Below are 13035 nucleotides of genomic sequence, written 5' to 3' on the forward strand. Positions count from 1 at the left end.
CACCTAACGAGTCGTCTTAAGCGCAAGCGTCTCGTCCTTTACCAACCGTAATCCCGCATTGGGCAAGGCATATTGCGCTAGGGGTCTCGGGCGCCCAATGGCATATCCCTGCGCATAATCGATGCCGATCTCATTAAGCTTATCGATAATCGCCTGCGTTTCGACAAATTCCGCCACCGTCTCAATGCCCATGGTACGGCACACATCATGAATGGATTTCACAATGGCGTAGTCGCGGCTATTTCCGGCTAGCTGTTGCACGAAACAACCATCGATTTTTACGTAATCGACTGGCAATTCCCGCAAATAACCATATGACGCAAAACCACTGCCAAAATCATCCAGCGCCAGCGAAAATCCGAGTTTACGCATCGCCTTGAGCATATCCATCGCCCGCTGCCGATTCTGGATCGCACTGGTTTCGGTAATTTCAAAGCAGATGCAGCTGCTGGGAATGGCGTACAACTCTTGCTGCTCGGTAATGTATTCGATCATCCCATCGGCACCCAAGCTGTTGGCCGACAGATTGATCGACATCGAGATCTCTTGACTTAGTGACCTATGCATCGCCAACCAGTCAAACGCCATGCGGATCACTTCCCGATCTACATCTGGCATCAGTTTGAAGCGCTCAGCCGCTGCAATAAATTGTGCTGGCGGTAAAATCCGGCCGTTATCGCCTTTGATGCGCAACAAAATCTCTAGCCGTTGCCGTTGGCAACGCCCATTAAGGTTACGAATCGGTTGGAAATACAACAGCAGCTCATGCGCTTCAATGGCACGAGTAATACGCAGCGCCCACTGGGGAGCATTACGCTCATAGGCCAGTTCCTGATTCCGCCCGTCAAAGATATGGATCTGGTTACTGCCCTTGCGTTTGGCCGCAATACAGGCGATGTCAGCATCTTTCAGTAACTCATCAGTGCTGCGCAGCTCATCCTGACAAAATGCCACGCCAATACTTACGCCCACCCGATAATGGATCCCTTGATGATGTATGGTCTGTAGATGCACCTGCTGCACTATCCGCTTCAACAGCCGGGTCACCTCCAACGCCGTGCGATCACGGATCACTAAACCGAACTCATCACCGCCCAACCGGGCAAACAGCTCCTGCTCAGTGACTTCTGTAGCAATCGCGTTTGCTACTAGCGCCAGCATCCGATCCCCCGCCTCATGACCACAGTTATCGTTGATCAATTTGAACTGTTCAAGGTCTAGATAACACACCGCCAGGGTATGAGCATGCACCACAAAGTTGGGCAATTGCCCTTCAAAGGCGCCACGGTTAAGCAAACCGGTCGTGGTGTCGTAGTCGGCTTTATGTTGCAGTTGCTGTTTCAGCCGCTCCTCATCGGTGATATCACGCAACACGATAGCAGAGCCCACAATTTCTCCATCGGCATCACATAGATTACTCAAGGCGCGATCCAATATCCGTGGCTGCAACAATACCAGTGTCATCTTACAATGTTCGGCTTGCCGACAACCTGATGACATAAACTGCTTTATTTCAGCATCCAGGCTATTAGCGCTGTCAAACAACTCTCCGAGAGTGGCTTTTAGCGCCTGTCGGCGACTGACACCAAGCAGTTTTTCCGCTTGCGGATTGAGATAGATGATACGAGCGTGGCGGTCGGTCAGTATCACCGCTTCGGCAATAGACTCCAAGGTGATCCGTGAGCGCTCTTTGTGGCGATAAATTCGCAGGAGTAACTCATTGATACGGTCAGCCAATACCGCAAACTCGCCGCCGCCTTTACCGCTCAGCCTCGCAGGATTGCGAACGCTAGGGTCAACCTGCGCCAGCTCAGTCATCAAGCGTGAGAATGGCGCCAACAATTTAAGCCGCAGCCAAGCATAACCCAAGGCCACAATCAGTAGTGCGGCACCGAACAGAATGAGCAGTATGGAGAGATTGTGCCGCTGCATCAGCAATGTCGGTTTTGGTGACATACGCACTTCCAACATGACAGAATCATTCCCCAATGAGGGCAAAGACAATTGCTGAGAGAAGGTTGCCGGATGCGTTTGAGGTAAGGCACTAAAAGGTTGTAATTGCCTGAATTCGACAATATTTTCCGATTCTAAGCCTGCTAGATACTGCGGATTTAACCAGTGACTGGCCAGTAGTAGCTGCCCATCTGGCAGCCGCAGGTAACCCAACATCACCGGCCGCTCATTGATAAACAGAATGCCCCCACCTTGGGTATCCAACCAAGACGGGACTTGCAGCCGATTTGCGAGCTGCCTAGCCGTTGGAAATTGCCCCCAAGCAGCAGTTGCAATTGCTGCTGACGGAAAATAAACAGGCTGATATCATGCCCGCCCAGTAACGGTTCCCAGGCACGTTTCACTTCTTGCTGCTCTAGCATCGGCGCATACAAGGTCAGCAGTTGCTGCAACCGTAAAAGATCCGCCGTAATTCTTTGTTGGATGCGGGTGACATCTTGCTGCAACAACTGCTGTTGATGCTGCTGCATCCCATGCTGAAACCATAGATTCAGGCAATAGGTCGCTATCAGCAATGCAGGAATGCAGAAGGCGCCAATAAAAAGCCGGATCCGATTGCCTATATACATAGTCATTACAACCAATGGGAAGGCCAGGCGCTAAGCTAGTACAGGTAACACCGACCAATGAAAAACCTGCGCATAATGCCTGATTAGGAGAGACTTTTTCTTGATTTAGCGCATTGGAATCAACCGCACTTTTGCAAAAATCGATAAATTGTGAACTCTAATATAGCGTAGTGCCAAAACAACAAAGGCCCGCAAGCGGGCCTTAACACTCAAACAGCACGTTGAGTTTATTTGTGGTACTTGCGAGACATCTCGTGTACCGCATTCACAAACGCTGCCGCGTGGTCAGGATCAGCATGCTGAGAAATACCATGGCCCAAGTTGAACACATGGCCAGTACCTTCACCAAAGCCCGCAAGAATGCTGGCAACTTCTTCTTCTATCCGCGGAATAGGCGCATACAGCATGGAAGGATCCATATTGCCCTGCAAGGCCACTTTATTACCCACGCGCTGCCGCGCTTCGGCAATGTCAATGGTCCAGTCGAGGCCCAAAGCATCACAACCGCTTTCAGCCATAGCTTCCAGCCACAAGCCACCGCCTTTAGTGAACAGTGTCACCGGCACCCGACGGCCTTCGGCTTCACGGGTCAAACCATCCACAATCTTCTGCATGTAACGTAGTGAAAATTCGCGATAAGCGGTATGAGATAACGCGCCACCCCAAGAATCAAAAATCATCACGGCTTGGGCGCCATTGGCAATCTGAGCATTGAGGTACAAGGTCACGGCATCCGCCAGCTTATCCAGCAACAGATGTAACGCAGCAGGTTCGGCGTACATCATCCGCTTGATCTGTTCAAAGGTCTTGCTGGAACCGCCTTCAACCATATAGGTTGCCAAAGTCCACGGTGAACCAGAGAAACCAATCAAAGGCACCTCGCCCTTAAGCTCACGGCGGATAGTGCTGACGGCTTTCATCACATACCCTAATTCCTGTTCTGGATCAGGAACCGGCAAGGCCTTGATTGCAGCCATAGTGTCGGCTTTTCGTTCAAAACGTGGGCCTTCACCGGCTTCAAAATATAACCCTAGCCCCATGGCATCCGGTACGGTGAGAATGTCGGAAAACAGAATCGCGGCGTCCAGTTTGAAACGACGCAGTGGTTGCAGCGTCACCTCACAGGCCAGATCGGCATCACGGCACAACGCCATAAAATCCCCGGCTTGGGCACGGGTAGCACGATATTCAGGCAAGTAACGCCCGGCCTGACGCATCATCCATACGGGCGTCACATCAACAGGCTGTCTCAACAAGGCACGCAAATATCGATCGTTCTTCAATTCTGCCATTTAGCTGTTCCTACAGGTTAATTTGGGATTTGCTGGGGCGGTAGTTTAGCATTTGCCACAATAATGTAACCTCTCCGACCATATTTCTGTGACCCCAAACATGGATATTTCCACCGAGAAAAACTGTGTCTGATGGGGATAATCTGCCGCAGATCACGGACTCACGATAAACCGCTAGAAAAAAGCAAAGGGTATCTGTTGTTGGACTGAAAACAGTTGCACCAGTTCCCCCCTTTGGTATAAAAGCCTGCGCTAGCAAGAACAATCAAGAAGCTCGTCACATCGAGCCCTTCAAATTTTCCTCGCCCAGCTGTAGACCTCTACCGCTGGGCTTTTTATTGCCGGATGAATAACAACTAACCACTTGATAGATAGACTTTAGTCGCTGCTCTGAACGGTTTCAGTTGCCAAGCATGTCTAGAATCGCCTAAATTTACATTATTCTAGGCGGGGAAGGAGTGTCATTATGCTGACAAAGCTTGAACTGGCAGAACAAAAATGGGGCGGAGCCAGCCGACTAATCGATCGCTGGTTATCCAACCGGCGCGAACTATTGAGTCAGTACTTTAAGCTCGCGGGCATTCCACCAAGCAAACATGATAAAAGCCTGCCGAGCGTGGCTCAGGTGCATCTGTTCTGCGATCACCTCGTCGATTACATTTCTGAATGCCACTTCCGTGTTATCAACCAGATCATGCACTCTTTTCCTGAAGGGCAAAAGCTCACAGATCAGCTCCTGCCCAAATTGCTGGAAACGACCGCAACTATGCTGGACTTTATTGATAAATATGCCGAAGTGGAAAATGACGACATGTTATATGAGCTGGACCATGATCTGGCTGAACTCGTTAATACCCTAGAAACCCGGCTACAACTGGAAGATCGGCTGTTACAGGTGTTGTACACCCACTGGCTGCAACGTCACGAACCCATGCAGCCAGCGGTATAATCCTTCACCAATACACACAAAAAGGCCAGCGTGAATGCTGGCCTTTGGCGACATAGGGTTTGACTTATACTGCGGTTTGGAAAATTACTTTCCCAGCTTTTTCGGTATAAGAGCCTAACTTATCGAAGTTCAGATAACGGTAGGTATCTGCGGCTGTCGCATCAATTTCCTTGGCATATTCCTGGTATTCCGCAGCAGTTGGCAGACGGCCAAGCAGTGCGGCAACAGCAGCCAGTTCAGCAGATGCCAAGAACACATTAGCACCAGTACCTAAACGGTTCGGGAAGTTACGAGTCGATGTCGAAACCACGGTTGCCCCATCGGCGACGCGCGCCTGGTTCCCCATACACAGAGAACAGCCAGGGATTTCGATACGCGCACCGGCACGACCGAAAATACCGTAGTAACCTTCTTCGGTGAGTTGTTCCTTATCCATCTTGGTTGGCGGCGCAATCCACAACCGGGTTGGTAAGGTCTTAGCAAACTTATCCAACACCTTACCCGTAGCGCGGAAGTGGCCGATGTTGGTCATACAAGAACCAACGAACACTTCATCAATCTTGGTATTTGCCACTTCAGACAGCAGACGTGCATCATCTGGATCGTTTGGTGCACACAGGATCGGTTCTTTAATCTGCTCCAAGTCGATTTCAATTACCGCAGCATATTCAGCATCGGCATCAGCTTCCATCAGTTGTGGATTAGCCAACCACTCTTCCATGCCCTTGATACGGCGTTCCAGCGTGCGGCGATCACCATAACCTTCGGCAATCATCCATTTCAGCATCACGATGTTGGAGTTGAGGTATTCAATAATCGGTGCTTTATCGAGCTTGATAGTACAACCCGCAGCGCTGCGTTCAGCAGAAGCATCTGACAGTTCGAATGCCTGTTCTACTTTCAGATGTTGCAGGCCTTCAATTTCCAGAATACGGCCAGAGAAAATATTCTTCTTACCTTTCTTCTCAACGGTCAGTAAGCCCATCTCAATCGCTTTATGCGGAATCGCATGTACCAAGTCACGTAACGTGATCCCTGGCTGCATTTTACCGGAGAAACGTACCAGCACTGATTCAGGCATATCCAAAGGCATTACCCCGGTAGCCGCAGCAAAGGCCACCAGTCCAGAACCGGCTGGGAATGAAATACCGATAGGGAAACGGGTATGTGAATCACCACCAGTACCGACAGTGTCTGGCAACAGCATGCGGTTCAGCCAAGAATGGATAACACCATCGCCAGGACGCAGCGATACGCCACCGCGATTCATGATGAAATCTGGCAGCGTGTGGTGAGTGTTTACATCCACTGGTTTTGGATAGGCGGCAGTGTGACAGAATGACTGCATCACCAAGTCAGCGCTAAAGCCCAAACATGCCAAGTCTTTCAGCTCGTCACGGGTCATTGGGCCAGTGGTATCCTGCGACCCCACAGAGGTCATCTTAGGTTCGCAATACTGACCAGGACGGATACCGGTAACGCCACAGGCTTTACCCACCATCTTCTGTGCCAGCGTGAAGCCTTTACCGGAATCGGCCACTACTGCTGGACGGACAAAGACATCAGAGGCAACCAATCCTAAAGTTTCGCGGGCTTTATCGGTCAGACCGCGACCAATGATCAGCGGGATACGACCACCAGCACGCACTTCATCCAGCAACACCTCGGTTTTCAGCGCAAAAGTAGAGAGCACTTCATCGGTGCCGTGGCGTTTTACCACGCCTTCGTATGGGTATACATCAATGATGTCACCCATCTCCATATTGCTGACATCCAGTTCAACCGGCAGAGCCCCAGCGTCTTCCATGGTGTTGAAGAAAATAGGTGCAATCTTGCCACCAAAGCAGAAACCGCCAGCACGTTTGTTAGGCACAAACGGAATATCATCGCCCATCAGCCACAATACTGAGTTGGTGGCCGACTTACGGGAAGAACCAGTACCAACAACGTCACCCACATAAACCAGTGGGAAACCTTTGGTTTTCAGCTCAGCAACTTTACTGATAGGGCCAACAACACCTGGCTGATCTGGCACAATGCCATCACGGGCGTTTTTCAGCATTGCCAGTGCGTGCAGCGGAATATCTGGGCGAGACCAGGCATCAGGAGCCGGTGACAAGTCATCGGTATTGGTTTCGCCTGTTACTTTAAATACGGTCAGGGTGATCTTGTCGGCCAGTTTTGGACGACTGAGGAACCATTCTGCGGCGGCCCAAGATTCAACCACCTGTTTGGCATAGTTGTTACCCGCCTGCATTTTTTCCACCACATCGTGGAAAGAGTCAAACATCAGCAGCGTATGGGACAGTGCCTTAGTGGCCAAAGGCGCCAATTTAGGATGGTCGAGAAACTTCACTAACGGCTCGATATTGTAGCCACCCTGCATGGTACCCAGCAGCTCTACGGCATGCTCGGCACTCAGGATTGGCGAAGTAACCGAGCCATTGGCAACAGCGTCGAGGAAACCGGCTTTCACATAAGCGGCTTCATCTACACCAGGGGGAATACGGTTTTCCAGCAGATCCAGGATAAATTGTTCTTCACCTGCTGGTGGATTTTTTACCAGTTCAACCAGTTCGGCTACCTGATGGGCATCCAGCGGTTTTGGGACAACACCCTCGGCAGCACGCTCTGCGACGTGTTTACGATATGCTTCTAGCACGGCAACGTTCCTCTTTGTTTGGCGCTCTAACGACTGCCCATTGGCGAGCGCAGGCAGTCCCACAGATTCGACCCTTATTTTCCGCGCAGAAGTATACTACAGCTTTGCAAAAGTATGAATCAGATCACACAAGAGCCACATCATTTGTGAGGGCAAATTTGTGGGCGCAGAATAAACTAAGGTGTGAACCCTCAGAATGATATTAGACAATAGTTTGAAAATTAATCATTTACATACAATACAGTGAATTACTGTAACATGGTTGGCGCATTACAGTATTTTTCACTGTTCGCTATCAGTCAGCTACAACAACGGCAAGCAACAGCTTATACGGGAACCTTCATGGAAACTTCGCAACTGCAAGCAGTCATTTTTGATATGGATGGAGTATTGATTGACTCGGAGCCAGTGTGGCAGCAGGCAGAATTCGACGTACTGACAGGCAAAGGGCTGCCCATTACCCGCAATGAAATTGCACAAACTACCGGTCTGCGGATTGATGAAGTTGCACAATACTGGTATCGACTCTTTCCGTCAGATGATTTTGATACAGCGGCGATGGCGGACTATATCATTGAGCAAGTGATCCACTATATCCGTCAGGATGGCACGGCGATGACTGGGGTGTATGATGCCCTGCGAGCCTGTCGCCAGCAGGGTCTAAAACTGGGGTTGGCCACCTCTTCCTCAAGCGACATCATTGATGCGGTGCTGGAAAAATTACAGATACGCGAATTTTTCGATGTGATCCAGAGCGCCGAGCATCTGCCGTATGGCAAGCCTCATCCCGAAGTTTATTTACGCTGTGCGGCGGCGCTAGGCATTGCCCCGGGAAATGCCTAGCGGTGGAAGACTCGTTGAATGGTTTGATTGCCGCCCGAGCGGCCAGAATGCAAACACTGATCATCCCATCGGTATCACAGCAGCAGGATCCGCGTTGGGCGGTAGCGCATCATCAGGCCGTAGATTTACGCGCGCTGCCAGCATTGCTGCAACGCTTATGCAGCCCCCGCTAGCATCATCATCACGACTGCGGTTTAGTAGAGACGACAAAAAACAAGCCAGGCACTCAGGCCTGGCTTGTTTATATAGCGTTCAAACGTATTACCAGATTTTCACACGCTGATCTTCTGGCAAATATTCTTTGTCCGTTGGTTTCAGATCAAATGCCTTGTAAAAACCTTCTACGTTGCGCGGAGTGCCCATCGCCCGGTAATGGCTAGGAGAGTGAGGATCGGTCAACAACCGACGCACCAGCTCTTCATCGCGATATTTACGCCGCCATACCTGCGACCAACCAATAAAGAAACGTTGGTCACCAGTAAGACCATCCATCACGGGTGCTGGCTGGCCGTTAAGGCTCAGATGATAGGAGCGCAAAGCCACAGTCAAACCACCGAGGTCACCAATGTTTTCGCCCAATGTCAGTTCACCATTGACATTTTTGCCCGGCAGAGGCGCAAAGGCGCTGTACTGAGCGGCCAGTGCCTGACCCCGTTTCTGGAACTCTTCGCGGTCTTTATCAGTCCACCAGTTACGCAGGTTGCCGTTACCATCATATTTGGCCCCCTGATCATCAAAGCCATGACTGATTTCGTGACCGATAACGGCACCAATACCACCGTAGTTCACGGCATCATCCGCTTCCATGTTGAAAAACGGCGGTTGCAGAATCGCAGCCGGGAACACAATCTCATTGCCTACTGGGCTGTAGTAGGCATTGACTGTCTGTGGTGTCATATGCCATTCGCTACGGTCTACAGGTTTGCCAATTTTATCCAGCATGTCCTGATACTCAAAGTGAGCGGCACGCTGGTAGTTACCCACCAGTTCACCCGCTTTGATCTCCAGCTTACTGTAGTCTTTCCACTTATCGGGATAACCAATCTTGTAGGTAAACTTAGACAGCTTTTCCTGGGCAGCTTTCTTGGTTGCCGGGGTCATCCATTCCAGTTCGTTGATACTGACTTCAAAGCCCTTGATCAGGTTTTTGATCATGCTTTCCATACGAACTTTGGCTTCTGGTTTGAAATTACGGGCAACATATTCTTTACCCACCAGTTCCCCAATCACATTATCAGCACCATCAACCGCTTGTTTCCAACGCGGTTCCTGCTGCTCGATTCCCATCAAGGTTTTGCTGTGAAAATCAAAGTGCAGATCGGCAAATCGTTTACTCAGCAGTTCGGCATAGCTGTCAACCAAATGGAACGCCAAATAGTCTTTCCATGCCGATACTGGGAATTTTTCAAACTCGGCACCAAATTTTTCAAAGTAAGAGGGTTGGCGCACGATAATGTCATTGGTCTTACCCGCCAAACCACTGCCCAGTACAAAAGCCGCAAAATCAAATTTACCGGTTAACTTCTGGATCTGTGCCACGGTCATTTTATTGTAGGCTTTGTTGGCATCACGGGACTCAACCCGGCTCCATTGGTTTTTCGCAATGGCGAGTTCGATATTAGCCACGTTTGCCGCCGCATTATCGGCATGGGCATAGCCTGCGGCATGCAGCAGATTGCGCACATATTGACGCATGGCATCACGGTTAGCGCTAAATTTGGCATCGTCTTTCAGGTAATAATCACGATCGGGTAGCGTTAGCCCGGCCTGGTACAGATAAACCCCGTATTGGCTGGAATTTTTAGCATCGTTATTAACGTAGAAACCAAAGGGAATACTGCTACCAGAGGTGAGTAATTTGCCCATGGCGCCAGCAATATCTGCATAGCTGGAAATTGCAGCCACCTCGGCTAATTGGGCCTTCAGTGGTGAAATGCCCAGTTGTTCAACTTTAGCGGTATCCATATAGGCCGCATAGAAGTCACCAATTTTCTGCTCGGTACTGCCTTTGGCCTTGTTAGGTTTGGCGGCGGCTTCCTCTACAATGGTTTTTAAGGCTGCCTGACTTTTCTCATAGAGCACGCTGAAAGCACCGTAGTTGGATTTATCAGCCGGGATCTGCGTGCGTTGCAGCCATTTACCGTTGACGCTGTAATATAGGTCATCCTGAAAGCGTACTTGTGGATCAAAGTTTTCCGTTTCAATGCCGGAGACTTTGTTCACTTCTACCTGTGTCTGAGCCACAGGTTTGTTCGGCTCGCTGGCACAGGAGGCCAACCCTAGGCTTAAGGCAATCCCGACTGCCAAAGTGCTTATCTTATTCATTATATTCCCGTTCTCCAGATAAAAAGGTGTAACAAGGATAGCAGCCTGACACCTTAGCATCGCCGCTATCCCGTCTGTAGCCGATTTTTGTAAGGATCTATGAAACTGGGATCAGAAGTTTTTGCCAATGAACAGATACATCGCCTGTTCGCCATCGTCACTAACACCAATCCCCAATGCCGCAGGCCCCAACGGCGTGTTGGTGCCCAAATAGATGCTGCCAGCATAAATCAGATCGTTCAGTGTTACATGCTCAGCACCGCCCCAGACATTACCGGCTTCGATACTGGCACCGAGGTACAGTGGGTAATCCTTCATCCCTAAAGCATCACGCCCCAAATCATATTGGTAGATAAAGGCACCAAACAGCTTCTGCGCGCCAGCTAATGAATCTTTGTGATAACCGGAAAGGTTGAGAAAGCCACCGAGATCAGACACATAAATAGTAAAGTCCTCATCCCCTTCTTTATCAACCGAAGCATAAGAGGCTTTACCCACAAATGAATGGCTGCGTACGCTCACAACGCCTTTCCAGTCAGCTTGGATCTGCAATGAGCGATCTGGGCCAGACACTAACGCGCCGTTGTATTTCTCGTTACGCAGGAAGACATTAACCGTTACCCGGTTACCTGAGGTCGGGAAACTGATGTTATCTAGTGAGTCATACCCCAACTTGAAGTAAGCACCATACGTGGTGAAATCGATATCGCCAATCAATGCCCGGTTTGACAGTTGACCCGAGTTAGCCGTTAAGCCCAATTCGATAAGGCCCTCGGGCAAGTAGTTATAACCGATACCGAAGTCTACCTGATGACTGCTGCGATCCAACTGATAGTAGAGTATGTTGGAATTGAAAATATCCCAGTTTTTTCTTCATATTGATAACGCGCTCGGCCATAGAATTTCTGGTTTGCATCCAGTGGTTGATAGAATTCTGTCGCCAGCATCTTCTCGAAGCCGAGCTTGGCCTCGTTGCGCCATTCCCCACCATTTTCGGTCAAATCTTTTAGTGTGAGCGCAAAATCCAGTGTCACTGCCGAATCCATGGAGAAGTCATCTTCCCAGTTAAAGCCAAACTGCAAATAATTTGGCCCCCAGGACTTAGCCTTGGTGGTAACTGTCAGTACCCGCCCGTCATCGGTATCTTCAAATTCAGCATTTACCCGTTCAAATTTATCTAACGAATACAGCCGGTTGATAGCATCATCCAACTGTTGCTTATCCACCACATCGCCAACCTTAATACCCAGCACTTCGGTCAACATTGAATGACTGACTTTGGCATCATTGTGGTAAACAATTTGAGTTACCGGCCGCTGCACATCCTCCAGCCACTTGCCAGAAATAGCCTTTTTATGCTTCACGTAAGCCTGATATTCAGTTGTCGACATGGCTAAATGCTGCAATTCAGGCAGCAGCTTGTTCGCCGCAACTTCACCGGCTTTGAGGGCTTTGGGCATGTCGGAAAAATCTGTGGTACTCAGAGAATCAATATCGGGCCGGATCAAAATATCGCGGTCAGTAAGCAGCATTTTTTGCCGTTCCGTGCTGGCTTGCGTCAACATGGTAGAGAGCTGGTTTAACACGGCCACCGCGCCGTTCAGCTGGTTCTTTTTTACCAGTTCCGAACCAATATCCACCGCAATCACAATATCGGCACCCATGGCTTTCACCACGTCTACCGGCATATTGTTGGCGATACCACCATCGACCAGAATTTTCCCATCGATTACCGCCGGTTGCAGGGCTCCGGGAACAGTGGCTGAAGCTTGCATAGCCTGCACCAGACTGCCACGGTTGAGGATCACCGGGCGGCTGGTTTCCAGATCGGTAGCTACGGCGCGAAACGGTATTGCCAGATCATTAAAGCTGCTGTATTCCGGCACCAGTCCGGTGGTGTTGCGATACAGCCGTGACATGCTTTGCCCCAGAAGTACCCCGCTGGGAGCCTGCACTTCGCCATCGCGTATTCCCAGGTTCAGCGGGATATTGTACTGATCGCGGGTCTGTTTCTCGCGGTAAGCCAACTGTTCTCGCGGAATAAGATCTGAATAGCCGCTGGACCAGTTTTGCTTCATCATCAAGGCTTCAATCTCGTTAGCACTATAGCCCAAGGCGTACATGCCACCGACATAAGCCCCGATGCTAGTACCGGCCACATAATCCACGGGGATATGGTGCGCTTCGAGGACTTTCAACACCCCAACATGCGCGGCACCTTTAGCGCCACCACCACTCAGCACTAAGCCAATTTTAGGGCGATCGGCGGCAGTAGCGGCAAAAATGCTGCCGAGAAGACATAAAGAAAGCCAGGCGCAAAAAGAGTGATGGCATGTTGGCAAGAATACTGTTTAGCAAATGTCCGGCATATCTTAGCAGAGA

Annotated in this window: 6 protein-coding genes and 2 pseudogenes; 2 read left to right on the plus strand and 6 right to left on the minus strand. The window is 50.1% G+C overall.

Annotated features, from left to right (window positions below; translation table 11 throughout):
* Positions 1–3 precede the first annotated feature (3 nt).
* From KHX94_RS07220 to hemE, 3 genes are all read right to left on the minus strand, one after another.
* Positions 4–2217 (minus strand): putative bifunctional diguanylate cyclase/phosphodiesterase, encoded by a 2214-nt coding sequence (locus KHX94_RS07220; RefSeq protein ID WP_280529637.1) that lies wholly within the window; start codon positions 2215–2217, stop codon positions 4–6.
* On the minus strand, positions 2169–2582 hold the full coding sequence (locus tag KHX94_RS07225; protein WP_213682911.1) for a hypothetical protein: 414 nt from the start codon (positions 2580–2582) through the stop codon (positions 2169–2171). The genes KHX94_RS07220 and KHX94_RS07225 overlap by 49 nt, the downstream gene beginning before the upstream one ends.
* A 227-nt stretch (positions 2583–2809) precedes the next feature.
* Positions 2810–3874, minus strand: coding sequence for a uroporphyrinogen decarboxylase (gene hemE, locus KHX94_RS07230; RefSeq protein ID WP_213682912.1), 1065 nt, complete (start codon positions 3872–3874; stop codon positions 2810–2812).
* A gap of 466 nt (positions 3875–4340) precedes the next feature.
* Here hemE and rsd point away from each other — a divergent pair, with 466 nt between their 5' ends.
* Complete coding sequence (gene rsd / locus KHX94_RS07235; protein WP_213682913.1) at positions 4341–4823, plus strand: sigma D regulator; 483 nt, start codon at positions 4341–4343, stop codon at positions 4821–4823.
* A 64-nt stretch (positions 4824–4887) separates the two neighbouring features.
* Here rsd and acnB read toward each other — a convergent pair whose 3' ends face one another.
* The gene (gene acnB / locus KHX94_RS07240) at positions 4888–7485 is read right to left on the minus strand and encodes a bifunctional aconitate hydratase 2/2-methylisocitrate dehydratase (protein WP_213682914.1); all 2598 of its coding nucleotides are present in this window, start codon (positions 7483–7485) and stop codon (positions 4888–4890) included.
* A 342-nt stretch (positions 7486–7827) separates the two neighbouring features.
* Here acnB and hxpB point away from each other — a divergent pair.
* Positions 7828–8501 (plus strand): annotated as a pseudogene (gene hxpB, locus KHX94_RS07245) (hexitol phosphatase HxpB).
* An 88-nt stretch (positions 8502–8589) separates the two neighbouring features.
* On the opposite strand, the gene KHX94_RS07250 reads toward hxpB, so the two are convergent.
* A complete protein-coding gene (locus tag KHX94_RS07250) occupies positions 8590–10653 on the minus strand; it encodes a M13 family metallopeptidase (protein ID WP_213682915.1) in 2064 nt (687 codons plus the stop codon).
* 111 nt (positions 10654–10764) lie between these two features.
* Positions 10765–12995: pseudogene (locus tag KHX94_RS07255) on the minus strand (patatin-like phospholipase family protein).
* Between the last annotated feature and the right edge of the window lie 40 nt (positions 12996–13035).

The sequence above is a fragment of the Shewanella dokdonensis genome (assembly GCF_018394335.1).
GTDB lineage: Bacteria > Pseudomonadota > Gammaproteobacteria > Enterobacterales > Shewanellaceae > Shewanella > Shewanella dokdonensis.

Excerpts from the sequence above, each read along its gene's own strand:
- rsd (WP_213682913.1), top strand. The coding sequence starts at position 4,341 with ATGCTGACAAAGCTTGAACTGGCAGAACAAAAATGGGGCGGAGCCAGC.
- KHX94_RS07250 (WP_213682915.1), bottom strand. The coding sequence starts at position 10,653 with ATGAATAAGATAAGCACTTTGGCAGTCGGGATTGCCTTAAGCCTAGGG.
- hemE (WP_213682912.1), bottom strand. The coding sequence starts at position 3,874 with ATGGCAGAATTGAAGAACGATCGATATTTGCGTGCCTTGTTGAGACAG.
- KHX94_RS07225 (WP_213682911.1), bottom strand. The coding sequence starts at position 2,582 with ATGTATATAGGCAATCGGATCCGGCTTTTTATTGGCGCCTTCTGCATT.